This is a genomic window from Opitutia bacterium ISCC 52 (assembly GCA_014529675.2).
GTDB lineage: Bacteria > Verrucomicrobiota > Verrucomicrobiia > Opitutales > UBA2995 > UBA2995.
Genome location: CP076040.1, coordinates 4,712,446 through 4,732,534 on the forward strand (window position 1 = coordinate 4,712,446; position 20,089 = coordinate 4,732,534).

General features: G+C 49.8%; 18 protein-coding genes. 12 read left to right on the plus strand and 6 right to left on the minus strand.

What is annotated here, in order from left to right; genetic code table 11:
• Positions 1 to 5 precede the first annotated feature (5 nt).
• A complete protein-coding gene (locus GA003_20375; protein ID QXD28322.1) occupies positions 6 to 860 on the minus strand; it encodes a UTP--glucose-1-phosphate uridylyltransferase in 855 nt (284 codons plus the stop codon).
• Between the two features lie 410 nt (positions 861 to 1,270).
• On the opposite strand from GA003_20375, the gene GA003_20380 reads away from it, so the two are divergent.
• From GA003_20380 to rfbA, 3 genes are all read left to right on the plus strand, one after another.
• The gene (locus GA003_20380; GenBank protein QXD28323.1) at positions 1,271 to 1,519 is read left to right on the plus strand and encodes a ribbon-helix-helix domain-containing protein; all 249 of its coding nucleotides are present in this window, start codon (positions 1,271 to 1,273) and stop codon (positions 1,517 to 1,519) included.
• Positions 1,516 to 1,932 (plus strand): PIN domain-containing protein, encoded by a 417-nt coding sequence (locus GA003_20385; GenBank protein ID QXD28324.1) that lies wholly within the window; start codon positions 1,516 to 1,518, stop codon positions 1,930 to 1,932. Before GA003_20380 ends, GA003_20385 begins: the two co-directional genes overlap by 4 nt.
• A gap of 85 nt (positions 1,933 to 2,017) precedes the next feature.
• The gene (gene rfbA, locus GA003_20390) at positions 2,018 to 2,890 is read left to right on the plus strand and encodes a glucose-1-phosphate thymidylyltransferase RfbA (protein QXD28325.1); all 873 of its coding nucleotides are present in this window, start codon (positions 2,018 to 2,020) and stop codon (positions 2,888 to 2,890) included.
• 206 nt (positions 2,891 to 3,096) lie between these two features.
• On the opposite strand, the gene GA003_20395 is transcribed toward rfbA, so the two are convergent.
• Together GA003_20395 and GA003_20400 are read right to left on the minus strand one after the other, a co-directional pair.
• Positions 3,097 to 4,326, minus strand: coding sequence for an O-antigen ligase family protein (locus GA003_20395; protein ID QXD28326.1), 1,230 nt, complete (start codon positions 4,324 to 4,326; stop codon positions 3,097 to 3,099).
• Between the two features lie 31 nt (positions 4,327 to 4,357).
• A complete protein-coding gene (locus GA003_20400; GenBank protein QXD28327.1) occupies positions 4,358 to 4,648 on the minus strand; it encodes a hypothetical protein in 291 nt (96 codons plus the stop codon).
• A gap of 171 nt (positions 4,649 to 4,819) precedes the next feature.
• On the opposite strand from GA003_20400, the gene GA003_20405 reads away from it, so the two are divergent.
• The 4 genes from GA003_20405 to GA003_20420 all read left to right on the plus strand — a co-directional run bounded on the left by GA003_20405 (position 4,820) and on the right by GA003_20420 (position 9,025).
• Entirely contained in the window at positions 4,820 to 5,317 is a 498-nt protein-coding gene (locus GA003_20405) for an NUDIX hydrolase (protein QXD28328.1), read from the plus strand.
• A 161-nt stretch (positions 5,318 to 5,478) separates the two neighbouring features.
• Positions 5,479 to 6,594, plus strand: coding sequence for a pyruvate dehydrogenase (acetyl-transferring) E1 component subunit alpha (gene pdhA / locus GA003_20410; GenBank protein ID QXD30490.1), 1,116 nt, complete (start codon positions 5,479 to 5,481; stop codon positions 6,592 to 6,594).
• 78 nt (positions 6,595 to 6,672) lie between these two features.
• On the plus strand, positions 6,673 to 7,650 hold the full coding sequence (locus GA003_20415) for an alpha-ketoacid dehydrogenase subunit beta (protein ID QXD28329.1): 978 nt from the start codon (positions 6,673 to 6,675) through the stop codon (positions 7,648 to 7,650).
• Positions 7,651 to 7,732: 82 nt separating this feature from the next.
• Positions 7,733 to 9,025 carry a 2-oxo acid dehydrogenase subunit E2 gene (locus tag GA003_20420; GenBank protein ID QXD28330.1) on the plus strand — a complete coding sequence of 431 codons (1,293 nt, stop codon included), beginning with the start codon at positions 7,733 to 7,735 and terminating at the stop codon, positions 9,023 to 9,025.
• Positions 9,026 to 9,220: 195 nt separating this feature from the next.
• On the opposite strand, the gene GA003_20425 is transcribed toward GA003_20420, so the two are convergent.
• The 3 genes from GA003_20425 to GA003_20435 are packed head-to-tail and all read right to left on the minus strand — an operon-like array spanning position 9,221 to position 12,931.
• Positions 9,221 to 11,185: a phospho-sugar mutase gene (locus tag GA003_20425; protein ID QXD28331.1), complete on the minus strand. Its 1,965-nt coding sequence runs from the start codon at positions 11,183 to 11,185 to the stop codon at positions 9,221 to 9,223.
• 10 nt (positions 11,186 to 11,195) lie between these two features.
• Positions 11,196 to 12,620, minus strand: coding sequence for a UDPGP type 1 family protein (locus tag GA003_20430; GenBank protein QXD28332.1), 1,425 nt, complete (start codon positions 12,618 to 12,620; stop codon positions 11,196 to 11,198).
• Positions 12,617 to 12,931: a septum formation initiator family protein gene (locus GA003_20435; protein ID QXD28333.1), complete on the minus strand. Its 315-nt coding sequence runs from the start codon at positions 12,929 to 12,931 to the stop codon at positions 12,617 to 12,619. Before GA003_20435 ends, GA003_20430 begins: the two co-directional genes overlap by 4 nt.
• Positions 12,932 to 13,192: 261 nt before the next feature.
• Between GA003_20435 and GA003_20440 the strand changes: the two genes are divergently transcribed.
• The 5 genes from GA003_20440 to rpsA all read left to right on the plus strand — a co-directional run bounded on the left by GA003_20440 (position 13,193) and on the right by rpsA (position 20,007).
• Positions 13,193 to 13,642: an AAA family ATPase gene (locus tag GA003_20440; GenBank protein QXD28334.1), complete on the plus strand. Its 450-nt coding sequence runs from the start codon at positions 13,193 to 13,195 to the stop codon at positions 13,640 to 13,642.
• Between the two features lie 490 nt (positions 13,643 to 14,132).
• Positions 14,133 to 14,993 carry an ATP phosphoribosyltransferase gene (locus tag GA003_20445; protein ID QXD30491.1) on the plus strand — a complete coding sequence of 287 codons (861 nt, stop codon included), beginning with the start codon at positions 14,133 to 14,135 and terminating at the stop codon, positions 14,991 to 14,993.
• Between the two features lie 103 nt (positions 14,994 to 15,096).
• A complete protein-coding gene (locus GA003_20450; protein QXD28335.1) occupies positions 15,097 to 16,149 on the plus strand; it encodes an agmatine deiminase family protein in 1,053 nt (350 codons plus the stop codon).
• Positions 16,150 to 18,117, plus strand: coding sequence for a hypothetical protein (locus GA003_20455; GenBank protein QXD28336.1), 1,968 nt, complete (start codon positions 16,150 to 16,152; stop codon positions 18,115 to 18,117). It begins immediately after the preceding gene.
• Positions 18,118 to 18,342: 225 nt separating this feature from the next.
• The gene (gene rpsA, locus GA003_20460; GenBank protein QXD30492.1) at positions 18,343 to 20,007 is read left to right on the plus strand and encodes a 30S ribosomal protein S1; all 1,665 of its coding nucleotides are present in this window, start codon (positions 18,343 to 18,345) and stop codon (positions 20,005 to 20,007) included.
• Positions 20,008 to 20,089: the final 82 nt, after the last annotated feature.

Below are 20,089 nucleotides of genomic sequence, written 5' to 3' on the forward strand. Positions count from 1 at the left end.
TGTGCTTAGCCTTCTTGTTGACCGTGGCGAGATTCAGCCAGAAGCTCAACCAACTGGGTCAGCACTTCTTCGCGGTGACGTCCATCCAGGGCCAAGGCCATCTGGGCAGTCAACATACCGTAGCGGTGTTCCAGGTCGTATCGACGGCCGCGAATGACGGATGCCAGGTATTGCTCTTGGTTGGTCAGCTCCTGCAGGGCGTCGGATAGTGAAGGCGTTGCCCTCTTATTCTCTAGCAACTTTTCCAGAATACTGAGGATGCGAGGTGTGAGAATATGCATGCCGAAAAAGCATAAATAGTGTCCGGTGCGTAGACCAGGGACGTGAAGATCCTGTTCCGCTTGGGTCGGTGTCGGCTTCTCCAGGATCTTTTCGATCGCGTAGAGGCTTTTGCCTTCATTGGAGAGCGTGCCGCCAACCGCTCCAAAGTCTGTCAGTTTTCCTTCGTGTGTTGGTTGGACCGCGGAAATGCTGCAATCGAGGTTTTCTGCTGTTTCAACCAATTGACTTGCGCAGCTTGCGGATGCGTCGCTCACATAGAGATGATCACTGACCATTAAGAGGAAGGCGCTGCCATCCAGAAAGTCCTTGGCGCAGTGAATCGCATGACCATAGCCACGGGGCTCTTCTTGCACGATAAACGTCAAATTGGCATTGCTGACATCCACACACTCTTGAAAGAGATCACGGTCTCCGGGGGCAATGACAATCCCAATGTCCTGAATACCGGCGGAGGTAATCTCTTCAATAAGCAGGTTGAGGGCTGAGCGGGGAAATCCTTCACGGTCGACCAAGGTCTGGAGTGGTAGGTGTCGTTGATTTCTACCCGCCGCGGTAATCACGGCTTTCTGGATCTTCATAGGGCCAAATTTTTGTGCCCTGCTGGTGGTTGAAGCAATCCCTCTTTTTGAAATTTCATTTCAAACTGAAAACTTTAACAGCGAGTTTACGAGCGGATACAGGGCGAGGGGCGAAGGTCGGGAGACGAGGGCCTTCCCTTTGATTCGTCTATAAGTTAGCAAGAGTTTAGGGGAATTCCGGAGATGCTGGGTGCTGGTTTCGTAATGCTTGGGTGTAGAGCAGTTGTGTCTCATACATCACGCCGTAGTCCACCAGGCGAAGGATCGCCCCGCGTCCCATGTCACTCGACCCGTTCCTGGAGCGACGAAGGGGGTGGTCGATGGTCTTTCATGTAGCCACGGTGGAAACACCGTGGACCCTGCGGTAGCTTGGTAGTTGACAGTTGGCAAAAATGGTCTACCGTCAAGCTATGAAAACCACCTTATCCATAAAGGTGACGGAGAATGAGAAGCTTCGACTAAAGCGAGCGGCGACTGCTCGAAATAAAACGCCATCGGATTTGATGCGTGAGGCGTTGGAGATGATTCTCAGTGATCCCGATGTCGTTCAGCGTGAATCCTGTTTCGAGTTAGCGGAGGACCTTATCCCTTATGGAACGAGTGAACTGCCAGCGGATCTTTCAACGAACAAGGATCATTTAAAAGGCTTTGGAGAATGAGCGTTTCTGTTCTGGTTGATACAGGTCCGCTTGTTGCTCTCTTTAATTCGCAAGATAATCATCATGGTTGGGCTGTTGAAGTATTTAAGGCACTTAGACCACCACTCTATACCTGTGATGCTGTAATGACTGAAGCGATGTTCTTGCTACGTTCCGATTCCAGGTCGGTATCCTTCCTGACAGGACTTTTGGAGCGAAAGATTTTGAGCTCAGATTTTTCAGTTCAGGAACAAGCCTCATCTATCAAAAAGCTGATGACCAAGTATGCGGATATACCCATGGATTTTGCTGATGCTTGCCTAGTGAGAATGAGTGAGCTGCGGTCCGATTGCTCTGTTTGGACGATGGACTCTGATTTCCTAGTCTACCGAAGGAATGGTCGAGCAAGGATCCCGCTAATCCACCCAGGGTAAGATTCCGCGCCCCTTGCCACTCGTCCCTCGCCCCGTTCCTCTTCTTCCTTGCCTCTGGAAATAAGAAGCTGCAAGCATCTCACCCATGTCCCAACGCAAAGGTATTATTTTAGCTGGAGGAAGTGGAACGCGGCTATATCCCCTCACAATTGCAGTCAGCAAGCAGCTCATGCCGGTATACGATAAACCGATGATCTACTATCCACTGTCGGTGCTTATGTTCGCTGGGATCCGAGAAATTCTGATCATCTCTACTCCGCACGATCTGCCGAATTTTGAGAGACTACTTGGCGATGGTTCCCAATGGGGGCTTTCTTTTTCCTATGCCGAACAGCCTTCGCCGGATGGCTTGGCCCAAGCCTTTCATATTGGAGAAGAGTTTTTGGATGGCGCGCCGGCAGCATTGGTCTTGGGAGATAATCTGTTTTACGGGCATGATTTTGCGCAAACGATGGAGCAGGCGACAGATCGACTGGAGGCGGCTACCATTTTTGGTTACCATGTTGCCAATCCTACAGCCTATGGGGTGGTGGAGTTTGATGCGGTAGGTAGGGCCATTTCTTTGGAAGAAAAGCCAGAGCATCCGAAATCCTCCTACGCGGTTCCTGGCATCTATTTCTATCCGGCGGATGTGTGCGATCTTGCGCGCGACCTGAAGCCTTCAGCCCGTGGCGAGCTCGAAATCACTGACCTCAATCGGCTCTATTTGGAACAGGACAAACTCTTTGTTGAACGATTGGGACGTGGTACTGCTTGGTTGGATACTGGGACGATGGACTCTCTCCTCGATGCCGGAAACTTTGTTTCCATTATCGAAAAGCGCCAAGGCCACAAAATTGCCTGTCCTGAAGAGATCAGTTTCAATAATGGGTGGATAGATCGCGAAGAACTTGAGAAAGTCATAACTAATCTTGGAAAGTCCTCCTACGGCGATTATCTAAAAACATTGATTGTGTGATCTCGTGGTTCCGAGGCCTTTGGCCGACATGACCGACTGCGAAGCAGATCGGACCAATTGCTTTTGAAAAGGGCTGGATCGACCAGCAACAATTGGCCAAGGTCGTTGAACAACTGGGGAAATCCAGTTATGGAGACTACCTGCGATCTTTTCTAAAGCAATCGACGTAGGTTCCGAGGAGCTTTGCCACGGCAAGGCGGGTAGGGCTATTGCGTCCTCGCAATGCCAGATTTTCCTAGATGCTCCTTGCTCTTCGCTCGCTCACAATAGTTCACCGTGATTGCCAGGAGAGCGAACCAGGTGACAAGAACGGCTGGGTTCTGAAATGGGAAGTCCACCAACGCATGCATCATCGTACTGGCCAGTCCGGCTAAGAGCATCAACGGAACGGGCTCTTTCCAACGACTCGACTTAAATATCCGCCAGAAAAAATAACCTGGAATAGAAAAGAGTATCAGTGTCCCCACTACACCCAATTCAATTAGCCATTCGAGGTAGTCGTTGTGCATGTGCTGCCAGAAGAAGTTGAGCTCGTGGCGTTCCATGAAGGGGTTTCTTACTTCTGCGCTTTCTGCCTGCATATTTTGAAATTGGCGAAATCCTTGCCGAAAATTTCCCGCACCCCAACCGTATGCGGGTTTAGAGGCAAACATGTCAAATCCACTTTGGTAGGCGAATTTCCTTTGCTTGAAGGAGAAGTCCTCGGTGATCTCGGAGTTGAGAGTCTTCAGATGCTTAGCCGCCGGGGATCGAAACAAGAAGACACCTCCGGCAATGATGATGGTGGTTAGTGTGACTCCTGCCGTCAGCACCCATTTCCTTGAAAGTCTCCACTGTGCCATCCGTTTGATGACCATCACTCCGAAGGGCAATAGTATGGGAAAACTACATACAAAGCCGAATCGCGATCTGGAAGTAACTACCCCGATTAACAGAACGATGGCACATAGAATGAATAATAAACTGGGATTGGAACGCTGCTTCTTTGGGGCTCCGGCAAAGTAAATGAAGCAGGCCAAGCTCACTGCCATCGCAAGGTTAAAGAATGCTGCGGCTTGGTTCTTATACAGGAGTGTGCCGAAGAATAACCCAAGCCCCTGACCTTTGGCATCAAAGATTCCAAGGATCGTTTGACTATCGAGACTACTTTGAACGGTTCCTATAAGTGCAATGAGGGTTCCGCTAATCGCAACAAGGATGAGGGTGGTGGTTTGGGTCTTTCTGTCATTTGAATTGATCAGGACTAGCGCGATCGCAGCCGCGGTAAGAACATGGATAAGAAACCTAAGAGGAGAAGCGTCACTGAATCCTGATGAAATGGAAGAGGGGAGCCAATGGATATAGTCTTCCTGGACGAGGGACCATACTCGTAATCCAGTTTGCCATTGTTGAGTGAAGGCAGGGTTTAACAATTGAATGAGGACGTATCCTGACAAGCAGGCCAAGAGCACCAAAGGAGCTTTTACCCTAGATATTCCATTTTGCAGCGAGCAAACAAAGGCCGTAATTGCGATCGATATAGCCGCTAGCTGGAAAGGGAGCCACTGACCACCCAAGAGCCAGGGCCACTTCGACGGTCAGGTCGTCCAGGAATTCTCGATTGGGGGCCGATGGGCTCGGGTTGCCACGTAAGTCGACTTCTATCTCCATTTCGAGCCAGGCATCTCCACCATAGGGAGAGCGTTCTTGGGAAAAGCGCACATTGTTCACCCGCAGGATGTCGGAGCTTTGAGCAAAGAGCAAAGAGCTGAGAGCCAAGAGTTAAGACGAGAAGAAGCTGCAACGTTTGTGCGCAATGCTTAGGAAAAGACAGAGTCATTTTATGGGTCTATCATTGATATCCTAGATGAAACCCGCAAGCCTTTCTCTTATAGGTAAACAACGGTCGTATCCAATTAACTACACCTCATTAACCAATAACCCACCTCCATGCTTCCATTTAAAATCAGTGTCCTTGTCTTTGTGCGAAATGAGGCTGGAGAAATCTTGCTCATCGAGCGAACTAAGGAACCGAATAAGGGTTGTTGGAGCCCTATTGGAGGGAAACTGGAGATGCAGTTAGGAGAATCGCCTTATGAATGTGCGATCCGCGAGACCGATGAAGAGATAGGACTGCAACTCACTGAACACGATTTGCACCTCTTTTGCATGATTTCTGAAAAGGGTTATGAAGGAAAAACTCACTGGCTGATGTTCCTCTTCGACTGCCTCAAGCCTATCCACGATCTTCCGTCGGCCATTGATGAAGGTCGGTTCTCTTTTTTCAAGGAATCGGCGATTGATGACCTCCCGATCCCAGAAACGGACCGGAAACTCCTCTGGGATATCTATAAACAGGGGCGTTCCGGATTCACCGCTCTAAGGGCCAACTGTTTTGATGGGGTTCCCCAAGACGTGGTGGTTGAGCAGGGAGATGCGGAAGTTTAGTTAAAGAGGCCTGGATCGCGGACAGGCCGGGGCGTTTTGATGCCAGAATGGCCAGTTCTTCAAGCTTTTCGGCGGGTTTTAGGGCTAGTACTTTTTCTGTGCGGTATGTGTTGAACTTTCCTAAGTAGTTCCTAGAGTGCCCGCTCCTTTAATTACGGTCTATTGTGAGTACAACCAAGAAAACCACCAAAAAGAAGCCTGCTAAAAAGGCGTCCAAGGCGAAAGCTGTGGACGTGAATGAGGGGCTGACCAACGAGCAAAGAATCGAGTTTCTACAAACGATGATTCGTATCCGCCGCTTTGAAGAGCGCTCGTTGCGAGCCTATCAGCAGGGTAAAATCGGAGGTTTCCTCCACCTCTACATTGGGCAGGAAGCGGTTGCTGTAGGTACCGTATCTGTGATGGGCGAACATGACCATGTCATCACTGCCTATCGTGACCACGGTCACGCCCTCGCGGTAGGAATGGGGATGAACGAGTGCTTTGCTGAGCTTCAAGGTAGATACACCGGTTGCTCCAAAGGAAAAGGTGGCTCGATGCACTTTTTCGCACCTGACAAGAATTTCTGGGGAGGCCACGGAATTGTGGCTGGCCAAACCCCCCTCGGCGCAGGGATTGCCTACGCACTTAAATACCAAGGCCTCAAGGGTTCCTGCCTCTGCTTTATGGGAGATGGTGCGGTGAACCAGGGCGCTTATCACGAAGCCCTTAATCTTGCGGGCCTTTGGGATCTGCCGGTGGTGTATATCATTGAAAACAATGGTTATTCTATGGGCACCAGCCAGGAACGCTCTTCAGCCGGTGAGCTATTGGCCAAACGGGCTGAGGGCTACCACATCGCCTGGGATATCTGCGACGGTCACAACCTGGAGGAAGTTCGTCAGAAGACCGCGCAGGCAATCGCCCGTGCGCATGATGAATGCAAACCGACCATTCTTGAGATCGACACCTACCGTTACCGTGGACACTCGGTCGCTGATCCGGACAAGACCTACCGGACCAAAGAGGAGATCGCTGAGTATCAGCGCACGAAAGACCCCATCAACCTCTACAAATCTCAATTAATCAAAGAAGGTGTTCTTTCTGAAGAGGAAGCCAAAGAGATTGATAAGGCTGCGCGAGCCGAGGCTGAAGAAGCCGCTAAATTCGCCGACCAGAGCCCATACCCGCCCGTCGAGGAAATCACCTGCGACGTGTATTGGGAAGTAGACAACCCTGAGCACAAAGTGTCACAAGGGCGGATCTTCTTTGAGGACCCGCACACGGATGAAGGCTAAAGGCCTTCGAAAACATAACGCTGAAGCACATATAATATATATACCGCGCGAGTGCGGTAAACATTTTCAAATTTAGACATGCCTGAAATTACATACAGAAAAGCCCTCATGGAGGCTATGGCGGAGGAAATGGAACGGGACGAAAAGGTCATGATCATGGGTGAAGAAGTAGCCCAGTTCAAAGGTTCCTATAAGGTAACAGAAGGTCTCCTCGAACAATTTGGTGAGAAACGAGTCATCGACACTCCAATCAGTGAAGCCGGATTTACCGGTTTGGCGATCGGCGCAGCTATGATGGGACTGCGTCCTATTTGTGAGCTGATGTTCTGGAGCTTTTCCTATGTAGCGTTCGACCAGATGTTTAATAACGCGCCGAATGTGCGTTATATGTCCGGTGGCCTGGCCAATGTTCCGCTCGTTATTCGCGGCCCTGCCAATGGAGGTACTAATGTGGGGGCCACTCACTCCCATACGCCCGAAAATTTTGCAGCCAACACTCCTGGCCTCAAAGTCGCTTGCCCAGCGACCGCCTATGACGCCAAGGGATTGCTGAAATCTGCTATTCGCGATAATGATCCGGTGTTCTTCATGGAAAACACTATCCTCTACAATGATAAGGGTGAAGTGCCTGAAGAAGAGTATCTGATCCCCCTTGGATCCGCCGACGTAAAGCATGAAGGCACCGACCTGACGATCGTCGCTCACGGACGCGCTGTTATTACAAGTCTCAAGGCTGCCGAGATCTTGGAAGAGAAACACAACATCCATGCTGAAGTGGTCGACTTGCGTTCCATACGCCCGCTCGATGAGGAAACGATCCTCGAATCCGTTCGAAAGACCAATCGCGTGTTGCTGGTAGAAGAAAATAAGCCCTTCTGTGGCGTGGATGCTCAGATCTCCCACATGATTCAGGAAAAGGCCTTTGATTATCTGGACGGTCCCATCAAGCGACTCTCGGCTGTCGATGCACCTGCGATCTATTCGCCGCCGCTGGAAAAACTACAATTGCCTTATCCTGAGATCGTTGTGACTGCTGCCCTCGACGCATTAAAATAGCCACCTGAAGCTCGACACCTCGACTTTGTGAGAACTTCAGCTAACCATTTTAAACAGAAATAGAACTTTAGATTTTATACCTATGGCCACCGTAATTGATATGCCCAAGTTGAGCGACACCATGAGTGTGGGAACACTCGTGAACTGGCTCAAAAATGAAGGAGATCTCATTGAACCTGGAGATCTCATCGCCGAGGTAGAAACCGACAAGGCCACCATGGAATTGGAGGCGTTTGACGAAGGTATCTTGTTGAAGCAAGTAGCCGCTGCCGGTGACCAGATTCCCATCGGGGGTGCTGTTGCCGTGATTGGCGAGAAGGATGAAACGGTCGATTTGGATGCCCTGGGTGTCGGAGCGGCCGCTCCTGTTGAAGAAGCTCCTGCCGAAGAAGTGGCAGCGCCAGCTGAAAGCAAACCTGAGGCGAAGGCTGCTCCAGAAGTAAAGGCATCCATTTCTAGCAATGGCCGTGTCAAAGCCTCTCCCTTGGCTCGCAAATTAGCCGAGAAGATGGGCATCGATCTTGGCTCCATTCAAGGAACTGGCCCCGGAGGTCGTATTGTTAAAGCCGATGTGGAGTCCGCTACTGGATCATCCACTGCTTCTTCTGGAACCACTTCAAGTATTGCACCGATCAGCATCCCAGTCTCTAGCACGGGGTCTGCCATTGCGGAAGACGCAAAACTTCCACTCAACAACATCCGTACGATTATTGCTCAGCGCTTGCTGGAGTCAAAAACACAGGTGCCTCATTTCTATTTGGAGACTGAGGTCGATGTCGCTCCACTCATGCAGCTGCGGAAAGATTTGAACGAGCACCTGGGTCAATTGCCACCTGAGCAAGGAGGCATCAAACTGACCGTAACCGACTTTATTCTGAAAGCGACTTCCGAAGCACTTCATCGTGTTCCACAAGTGAATGCTTCATGGGGAGGCGACCATATTCAGCAACATGGTGCCGTTCATATGGGCGTAGCCGTAGCCGTTGATGACGGTCTGGTTGTTCCGGTTATCAAAGACTCTCATGCCAAAGGGGTGCGCCAAATCAGTGCTGAGTTGAAAGAGCTGGCCGGTAAAGCCAAGTCGAAGAAACTCTCTCCCAATGAAATGAGCGGAAGCACCTTCACGGTCTCCTCTTTGGGGATGTTCCCTATCAATGGTTTCTTCGGAATCATCAACCAGCCAAACGCCGGTATCCTATCCGTGGGTACCGCAGTGAAGCAGCCGGTTGTCGATGCCAATGACAACATTGTGGTCGGCCATCGCATGACCATAGGAGCGAGTTTTGATCACCGTGTTGTGGACGGAGCTGTAGGAGCGATGTTCCTCAAAGCGCTCAAGGAAATCCTCGAGACGCCCGCTTTGATTCTGCTTTGATTCCAAAGCAGGATAGCCAAGAGCAGAGAGCTTAGAGTAGCTATTTAAAGATGTAGCGACGGTGGTTACACCGTCGATGTTCGCAATCTACGGGCTTCTTTCCACGGCCTCTCGACCGGGGCTACATCCATACAGGGACGATAGGAGGATGCAGGAGCGAATTTCTCTCCGCTCCAGGCTCTATGCTCTTTGCTACTACGCCTCCGCCCTCACCGCTGCGTCGGCAAGGATGGCTTCCTTCATCGATTCGATGGTGGATATGGTTAGGGCCTTCTTATCTTCGAGTTCGGCAGGATCGGTAACTTCTTCGTGACCGAAGAGGTAGAACTTGATCTTTGGTTCTGTGCCTGAACCACGGACGGCGTATTTATAGCCATTCGCTAAGGTAAGAAAGTAGAAGTCCTGCTTCGGGATGGTTTTCCCATCCGCATCGGTGAACACATCGACTCCAAAGTCCTTCATCTCGGTGACGGCAATACCTCCAATTTCTTTGGGAGTATCGGAGCGGTAGGATTCGAGAATGTTCTTGATCTTCTGAGCTCCGGCCGCGCCTTCATAGTAGACGTTCCCCAGTGTTTCGAAGAAGTACCCATACTTAGAATACAGGGTGTTGAGGTATTCGAGGAACGTCTTGCCTTCGCTTTTCAGGTAAGAAGCAATCTCAACAAACATGACCACGGCGGCGTTGCCATCCTTATCGCGAACGGCGTCACTTCCCAGGTAGCCATAGCTTTCTTCTCCGCCAAACACGTAGAAGGTCGAATGTTGCTGAAGGAGGTCGGCGCGCGTCAGATAGTCGGTATTGTCGTAGTCGATTTGGTAACCGTGCTTCTCCTTGAGTTGGGATTGAAGCTGTTGTTCGTAGTCGGCGATTTTTTCACCGATCCATTTAAATCCGGTTAAGGTGTTGATGACCTTGAGCCCATGAGCTTCTCCGATGGTATCCTGAAGGGGCGTGGTCACAAAGGTCTTAACGAGTGCCGCTCTGTCTGTTCCGCCCGGGGGAAGAATGCCGCGTTCTTTCATTTGGACTATGCGATACTCCGCCATGACGGAGCCTATCTGGTTCCCCGTGAGTAGCTGCATTTTGCCTTCACTATCACGAACGGCAACGCCCATGCGGTCACAGTCGGGATCGGTGGCGATGACTACATCGGCCCCGGTTGCTTCCGCCCTTTCAATAGACATGGCAAGCGCCTCCGCGTTTTCTGGATTGGGGGATTTAACAGAGGCAAAATTAGGATCAAAGTCGTTTTGCGCTTCCACAACGTCGACTGCGATACCGAGTCGCTGCAGGACAGGAATCGAAGCGATACCTCCTGTTCCATGAATAGGGCTGAATACCACCTTAACGTCGCTCTTTTCAAATAACTCTTTGTCGAGGGCTACATCCATAACGGAGTCGTAGTAAGCCTCATCAATGGAAGCGGGTAGGGTGATTACCTTTTCCATATCGAGCTCCAAGTGCTGCGCGGTTTCTGGCAGATTGACCAGACCGACTTGCTCCACGATTCCAGATGCGTGTGGCTCTACGACTTGTGCACCGTCTGTAAAGTAGGCCTTGAAGCCATTGTCATGCGGTGGGTTGTGGCTGGCAGTAATCACGATGCCTGCAGTAGCGCCCAGTTTACGAACGCTGAAGCTAAGGTGTGGTGTTGAACGTGGACCGTCGAAAATCATGGCGATTCCGCCCAGGCGAGTCCAGGTAGAGGCAGCCAGCTCACAGAAGTATCGGGAAAAGTGTCGAACGTCGTGAGCGATCACCAATTTTGGGGTATCGAAAATCTCATTACTATCCAGGTAATGCTTGTTGTAGTTGTAGAGGCCAATGGTCGCCCGGATGACGTTGAAGTCATTCAATACATTTGAGCCAATGGCTGGGTGTTCGGGTGTCCCTTGCGAAGAAAGCGTTCCCGTTTCACCAGCAGCTGTCACCTTGCCAATCGTACGACCTCGTATTCCACCGGTGCCGAACTCTATGTTTTTATAAAAACGGTCGTTCAGTTCTTCCCACGCTTCTTTCGAGATCAATTCCTCAATGCTCTGAAGTGCCCAATCGGGAAGGAAGTTTCCTTCTACCCAAAGGGTGACGTTGTCGGCGGTCGATTGCAGGACGTTGCCAGCGTCTGCTGCAGCTTGGATGGATTCTGTAAGGCTCATGGTGTAAAGTTTATAGGTCTATTGATCCTGTAAGATCTGGTTTGTTTGCCAATTGGCTCCAACTGTTTGCAAATGAGTTTTCATCGTATCCAAAAAGTGGGCTCACCTCGATGGGGTTGAGTGGAACTCCCATATCATCGGTTGCGACGGTTGCCCCTGCGTTTTTCAACCAAGATGCAAATTCTTTCATCTGGTCATCGCGACAGGTCTTGGGTGAGTCGAGGCCCTCGGCATTTTTAACGGGACTGAAATCAGACTCGCGCTGGGTCTCGATGGTAACCGTATGGTCGGAAAAGGGGAGGGCATCAAATACGAACATTTCAAATTTGATACCGTTTGGTTCGGTCGGGCTCACCGTATTTGCATCAGAGTCAATCGTTGGAATCTTTTTATTGGCCCGGTGGCAGGGGAGGCTCGGTGCGGATGCGTCACCTCCACTCATTTGAATGATGAAGTCGCGGGAGAGCACGTGAATAGCGATGCTGCCCGAAAGGAACTTCAATTGCCCGGATTCATCCGTAGCGTGCATCAGGTCTTCCGGAAGGTCTGAGTATTCGATGACCAAGGTCTTGTCGCCCTGGGTGCAGAATACGCCCACTTTTTCCTCTGCATAGGCTTTGGGAATCATCTTACTGGACATGCCTGCCTGATGTTGCAGATGGAATCCGATGAAGGCGGGGTCAATGACTTTGACAAGGGGATTGTCCACTTGGAAGTAGCTCAACACCTCGATGTTGTTTTCCTCCATCACCTTGGTCGCGCCACTTCGCACGAGTGCCCGTAGAGATCCGCCGTGGCCATCTGGACTCATGGCGATCGAGCTTTTACTGGAAAGAAGAATCTTACCACTGGTATCAATGGCCGGCATGCGACCCTGGCGGAAAAAATGCACCTGCTCAGCCTTCAGCCCGAAATGCTGATTCGATTCAAAGAAATCCACGGTATCCTGATGATTGACGTGGCTGGTCATGATGAACCAGGGAATGGTGGTTTCGTAGGTATTTTCGGCCCCACGAATTTTTTCGGCAAAAACCTGAAACAGGCTCTTTTGATGGATCGGGGTGACGGGGTAGAGCCCTTTCGGTTTGTCGTAGCCCAATCGGGTTCCCTGGCCTCCAGCCACCACAAAGGCGGCTACGGATCCCTTGCGGAGGGCTGCTTCGCCGGCTTGGCGTGCTTCATCCCAGCTCGATGCGTCTCCCCCTTGTGAGGGATGTGCAATATAGGGCGCAGGTTTCAATCCAGAGAAATCCTGGTGTTCGGCCGCCGCGCCAGCGACCAGTGTGCGGTGCAGGGTCGCGAGTTCCTGTAGATCAATTTCTGCCGCTTCGGCTAGGAGCGATTCCTGCTCCTCCGTAGAGAGTGTGTCTAAAAACTGAAATACGTGGCCTTGGCCAGCATTCGTAAATTGTTCGATGAGAGGAGATTGTCTCATGGTGTAGGTGTGTTTTCCTCCGGATCATTGGGGAAACGGTAAATCCATTCTTCCGGCCTGGTGTAGCCGAGGCGTTCGCGAACAACACGTTCGAGAAAGACCGGATCTGTCAGCAATTTGTCGAGGTATTCCTCCTTGGCCGTCAAATCCTGTTCGATCTGCTTTATTTTAACCGCGTACTCCGAGTCTCTGGTCTTTAGGTAGGCCAGCTGATTGCGGGTTTTGTACAGCTCAATAGCCATAATAACCAGCACCAGAGAGCACATTACTAATAGGCAGGTCAGTAGCGTTGTTAAAACGAACTGTTTCATTCAATTAAAAGGATGGGCTACACTAGGGAGGGTCTAGAAATCCACTCAAGTCGAATATGAGAGATCTTTTCACCTAATTAGCCAATTTCCCGATTCTAGGTGATTTTACTGATACGCGTTCAAATTTCTGTCAAAAGCGGTTAAATCGCCTTTCTTCCGTGCTGGGCCAACCTGTTCTCTGGCTCACTGGGAGCGTGACTTTCATTCATCCTTACTAACTCAACTCTGAGGATCGTCATATAGAACCCAACAAAGCGACTCATGTATCAGGACTACTTTGGCTTTCACGAAATGCCTTTTAACATCACCCCTGACCCAAAATTTTTGTATCTGAGTCAGTTCCACAACGAAGCCCTCCAACACCTCAAGTACGGCATCGAGGAGAAAAAGGGCTTCATCGTGCTGACTGGCGAAGTAGGTTGCGGGAAAACGACCTTGTGCCGACGTCTGCTCAATGAGCTGGACTCCGAGCATTATGAAACGGCTCTGATTCTTAACCCTCGTGTGACCGAGACCCAATTGCTCCGGTCAATTCTCACGGAACTCGGTGTGGAAAATCCACCTCGTGGTAAGAATGAGCTGATTGATGCCATTTACGACCTGACTCTCCGACGCCATCAAGCGGGTAAAGACTTTGTGATGATCATCGATGAATCTCAGAATTTGTCTTTTGAAGTGCTCGAGCAAGTCGGTGCCGGAGCGGTCGGGTAGGTTGATGTCTAGTAACATCAGGTTGACATGATTACGCTTCAAGAAGCGAAATGCAGCGTCTGCGGTGTAAGCCACCTGACAAACCATGCCAGCAGTTTCCAGTTGAGTGCTTGTGAGAGAAGCGAGGTCTTTTTGGTCTTCAACGACCAAAATCAGTGGTTTTCGGTCAGCCATAATAGGATTAGTTGAAAGGATTTAGTTGAGTGCCCTCGCATCGATAAAATCGAGTTTGAGAACCAAGTTGAGATAATAAGGATTGTGGTAATCTGGGTCAATAAGGGGCCTTTTTACAATTGTAAATGTAAGTTTCAGTTTAAAATGAAACGATTTTACTTCGATTTTACTTCGATTTTACGCCCATTCTTAGCCGTATTTAGTTATTTTTAGCTCTGAGATGAGGCTCTTACTGGCCGGATTGACGTTTTTTTGTTGAGACCGGGAAGGGGGAATCCAATGTGCTGGGAATCGATTTATGAAAACGCCATTGCTTATGCTCGGCTTGCCTAAGGGCAGCCTAGAAGAATCCACCATGAAGCTGTTTGCTAAAGCTGGATTTAAAATCACCAAGAGTTCTCGTTCGTATCGTCCTGCGATCAACGACGACGAGCTAGACGGTCGCTTCGTCCGCGCTCAGGAGATCAGCCGCTATGTCGAGCATGGTTATTTTGACTGTGGGCTCACCGGTTACGACTGGGTGGTGGAAAACAATGCGGATGTGGTGGAGGTATGCGATCTGGTTTACAGTCGAGCGTCCCGCAAGAAGTCTCGCTGGGTCTTAGCAGTTCCTGAAGATTCGCCAGTGCAAAAGGCAGATGATCTGGAAGGCAAGTATGTCGCAACGGAAGTGGTCAACATTGTCGAAAAGTATTTCGCTGAAAAGGGTGTGAAAGCCAATGTCGAGTTTTCCTGGGGTGCAACTGAGGTGAAAGTGCCAGATCTGGTAGACGCCATTGTCGACCTGACAGAAACGGGTAGTTCTCTTCGTGCTAATAAACTACGCATCGTTGATACCCTCCTGGAAACTAACACCAAGCTTATCGCGAACAAAGCCAGCTGGGAAAACCCTGAGAAGCGCAAAAAGATCGAGCAGATCAGCCTCTTGCTCCAGGCCGCTCTTGAAGCAGATGACAAAGTGGGACTGAAGTTGAATATTCGTCGGACGAATCTTGATGAGATTTTGGAGAAGCTCCCTTCTTTGCGTAATCCAACTATATCCAATTTGGGTGACGAGCGTTGGGTCGCTGTTGAAACGATCATCGAAGAATCGGTGGTTCGCGAAATTATCCCCGCCTTGAAAGATCTGGGAGCGGAAGGCATCATCGAATACCCACTCAACAAAGTCGTTTACTAAGCGTTTCGGAGATGAAGGTGACGGATGTGCTAGTGCAGAACCGGCCATTCATTCGCAACCGTCGTATCGACTGCCATGTGGTCCTCAGCGAGTGAGAGATTAAATGAAATCCTCGCAAAACTTGGGCTATCGACTACCAGCTGAATTGGAGCCTCAGGAAGCCGTTTGGTTGTCTTGGCCCTCTAATCCTGCGAGCTGGCCTCATTGCTGGGATGCGATTCACCCTAAGTTCGCAGAAATCGCCTTGGTGCTTTCCAGGTCCCAAAGTGTTTATATCAACCTGGTATCTGAACTTCAGAGTGAGGCTGAAAGCATTTTGGGAAAGGTTGGGGCGGACCTGGGTTTGGCGAGAGGAGACATTCAGTTTTTTGATCATCCGGTGAATCATGTGTGGGTGCGTGATTACGGACCTATCTATTTAAGAGGGGAAGAGGATGGAGCCGTTGCACTCACGAATTGGAATTTCAATGGTTGGGGTGAGAAATATCCGTTCGAGCTTGATAATCAGGTTCCAGCATTAGTCGCAAGACAGACGGATCTGCCCTGCTTTGAACAGAGCCTGATTCTTGAAGGCGGCTCGATAGAAACCAACGGGCAGGGCGACTTGCTCGTCACAACCAACTGCCTTCTGAATCCCAATCGGAATCCTGACTGTTCGCGCGATGAGATTGAAACGCAGCTCAAGTCTGGGCTGGGAGTAGATAAAGTTCACTGGCTCGATGGATGTATTGAAGGTGACGATACAGATGGGCACATCGATAATCTGGTTAGATTCTTCAAGCCAATTGGGGTGCTGGTTGCTTCGGGTTCTAGTCGGGACGACCCCAATTTTGACGCATTGGTCAGATTGGAGCAACAATGCCGTGAGCTAACGTTTTCCAATGGAGATCCTGTAGAAGTAAGGCTGGTTCCTCTCCCCGAATCACGTTTCCAGGGTGAGCGCCGATTACCGATGAGCTACGTAAACTTCTTTGTGGCAAACCAAGTGGTGATCATGCCGTCCTATGGGCAGGTAGCTTCGGATGCCCACGCACATAATATTGTGTCGGATGCATTTCCTGACCGGGAGGGCGTCTCGATTGATTGCCAGGAAGTCATTCAGGATGGTGGAGCTTTGCATTGCCTGACCCAGCAAGTCCCTCAGACTCAACAATAGATGTCTCGAGCCAGCAGTAAAAAATCCAAACCATCCTTGAATGATCGGTGGAGGTATGGATTTGAAATCGGGTTGATTGGATTGCTTGTGGGTCTCTTTTTTAACCTCCTGGCTTGGCCTTTTGTACCTGTGGACCAAGGCTTAGACGGGAGTTGGCAGGCCGTTCTGACATACGCTCAACAGCAAGGCCTCCATTTTGGGGCCGATATTATTTTTACCTACGGGCCTCTGGGAAACCTGTCTTCGTTTTCATACTCCGGGTACAACCATGCGGGTAAGTTCGCATTCGAAATCTTCATGCGATTTGCCGTGGTCGTTTTTCTATACCGGTTTTTGTTTAACTTGAGGCCGTATGTGAAACTGGGATGTCTATTCCTATACCTCTTCATTCTTCAGTTTCTGCCGGATGTGTATGAGACCTATTTCTTTTTCGGGATGCTTTCCTGGGCTGCGGCGCTTATGTTGGAGCGACCCCGAAAGAACCGGAAGCCATTAGCTTTATTATCGGTGGGGGTGGCCTACCTGGTCATTGCTTCTTTGATCAAATTTACCTTGCTGGTTGCGGGTATATTTTGCCTCGCGCTAGTGTTTGCTTACTTATGGGCTCAAGCCAGACGGGTGGAAGCCATCGGAGCCTTGGGCGGCTATGGGCTTGGTATTCTGGCCTTGTGGTCGCTACTGGGGCAACGGTTTGGAGATATCCTGGCTTACCTCTATGGTTCCTATCAAGTAGCAAAAGGGTATGCCATGAGTATGCAGGTCCCCATGGAAGAAGGTGCTTTGAAGTACTTTTTACTTCTTCTTCTCAGTTCCGCTGCAATCGTTGCCGTTGTACTAAAAGAACACTTACGTGGGAAAAGAAAGCATAACCGCTTCAAGCAGGCTTGGGCACCTCTGGTTCTTTTATATGGGGGATTCATTTTTATGGTATGGAAGCAGGGGGTCGTTCGGTCGGATGGACATATCTGGCAATTTATCTGTTATGTCCCATTGGCTGCCTGGTTTTTATTCCCTGTGGTAAAAAAGCAAAGTTCTCAAGTGATGTTTGGTGCGTTGTTGGTCGTTCAGTTTCTTCTTATGCTTACCGCGATGACGGCTTTTTATCCCGGGTTTCTTTTTGAAGTTCCAGGACGGGCGTGGACCCATACGGCCAGTGGGCTAAAGGGGTTTCTCAATCCGAGCGGTTCCATGAATGAGCTGAAGGAAGGTTTGGAGCAGAAGGGGGTCGCTCTAAGAAACCAGTATAGCTTGCTAAATAGAATCAACGATCAATCTGTGGATGTGGTGGGAGATTATCAGGGCTTGGCTATCCTAACAGGACTTCGATATCTGCCTCGACCCGTCTTTCAAAACTATGTGGCCAACAATGCCTACCTTCAGGATTTAAATGCGCGCTATTGGGAAGCTGGAAATACTCCGGATCAAGTCATCCAAAGCCTCGGAGGAATTGACGGAACTATGCCCACACAGTCCGATAGCCAAACACTCCTTCACCTGTTATCTCATTATCAACACCAAGAGACGAGTGGTATCTATGTGTTACTTTCAAAGCGGGATTCCCCAGAGCCCGTAACATTTGGGAGTTCGGAAGTCGTGTCTCTGGAGCTTGGGAAATCCCTTCAGCTTTCGACGAATGCTTCACCCATTCAATTGGCCAGGTTTGATATATCGTTAAATATCCTCGGTAGGCTGCGTGCGTTTTTCTATAAGCCACCCATATTACACCTGAAGACAGAATTGAGTGACGGAAGCTCCTTCCAGCACAGGATCAACCCAGTGACCGTAAAGCGTGATTTTCTTTTTGCTCCTTCCCTAAAGAGTGCCGATCACTTGTGGAAGATTCGTTCGGGTGCGCGACCTCCGCATATCACGAGTCTGACAGTTGAATCTGAGTCTGGAGAAAGCCGTTATTTCAAAGGAAACGCTTCCATCACTCTCACACCTGTTTCCTGGTCGAATATTCATTGAAAGGTCAAAGCTCCAGAGACTTGAATCAGGCGCCGAATGAGTGGTTTTTACACCCTCCAGAAATCCCAATAAAATCCTTGAATTCAAGGATTTGAGTGCCATTCTGGTGCTCTTTTCGTCCCAAACCGCCCTCTCGCGTGCGTTGGGCTTGAACCATAAATCGTTAACAATCAACCAAGTATGTCGTTTCCTGAGTTTTCGGAAACGACCCAAGGATCGCTTATTATGAGCTCCGTAATGGAAGAACTTCTCGAAGATGCTAGCTTCGAGAATCTAAAAGAGGGTTCCATCATAGAAGGAACTATCATTGAAATCCGCCAAAATGAAGTCGTTGTAGACATTGGCGCTAAATCCGAAGGCAACATCGTTGGCCACGAATTTGTAGATCTAGGAGATCTGGAAATCGGTCAGGCGATTGAAGTCTTTCTAGAAAAAATTGAGGACAAAGAAGGCAACCCAGTCATCTCTTTTGACAAAGCAGAGCAAAAGAAGAACTGGGAGAAAATTCTTTCTCGTTGTGAAGAAGGCACCGTTGTTTCTGGCCGCGTTAAGGCTAAGGTCAAAGGTGGACTCATCGTTGCCATGGGCGTCGATGCATTCCTGCCCGCTTCTCAGATCGATGTGCAGCCTCCTAAGAATCTGGACCAATATGTGGGCCAGACTTATGACTTTAAAGTGCTCAAGATCAACCTCGATCGGAAGAACATCGTTGTTTCTCGCCGCGAGCTGATTGAGGAGCAGCGCCACTTAAAACGTCAGAAGCTCTTGGCTGAAGTGAAGCCAGGCGACGTTCGCCGCGGAACCGTCAAGAACATCACCGACTATGGTGCGTTTATCGACCTGGATGGCCTCGACGGTCTCCTCCACATCACCGACATGAGCTGGGGTCGTATTTCTCACCCAAGTGAAATGGTGAAGATCAGTGAGGAAATCGACGTGATGATCATCGAAGTGGATCGCGACAAAGAGCGCGTATCTCTCGGTCTCAAACAAACTACATCTAATCCTTGGGATGACATCGAGAAACGCTACCCAGTTGGTGGCCGTATCGAAGGTAAGGTTGTTAACCTCGTACCTTACGGTGCCTTCATCGAACTCGAAGAAGGTGTTGAAGGTCTCGTTCACGTTACCGAACTCTCTTGGACCAAACGCATTTCTAAACCAAGCGAAGTATTGCGCGTAGGTGACAATATCGCCGCCGTGGTTCTTGGAATCCAAAAGGATGACCAGAAGATTTCTCTGGGTGTTCGTCAGTTGGATACCAACCCATGGGATATGGTTCGTCACAACTACCCAATTGGTGCACGTGTTCGCGGTAAGGTTCGCAACATTACCACTTACGGTGCCTTCATCGAACTTGAAGAAGGAATCGACGGTATGGTTCACGTGTCTGACATGTCTTGGACTCGCAAGATCAACCACCCATCTGAGATGATTAAGAAGGGTGACGAGATCGACGCGCAAGTTCTGGATGTAGATCCAGATCAACAGCGTATCTCTCTCGGTCTGAAGCAACTCGCTACCGATCCTTGGGAAAGTATTCAGACTCTATACCGCATCGGTGATGTGGTTAAGGGCAACGTTACCAAGATCACTTCCTACGGTGCCTTTGTGGAACTGCAGGACGGAATCGATGGCCTGGTTCACATCAGCCAGATCAGCGAAGACCGCGTTGAAAAGATCAAGGATGTTATCCAAACCGGCGAAGAAGTTTCTGCCCGTGTTATCAAGATTGACCGTGATGAGCGCCGTATCGGCCTCAGCATCAAGGCGGCCAACTACAATGCGGAAGATCTTGCAGCCGAAGCTGCGGCATACGAGTCCCTCAAAGAAGGAGGCGATCTTATGTCACTCGGCGACATTCTCGACGAAGCAACCAAGGACGACTAAACGTCCGCTTTTTATTTCCAAGAAAGGCACTCCATTAACGGAGTGCCTTTCTTGTTTTTAAAGTTTTGTATTGAGGCAGAGT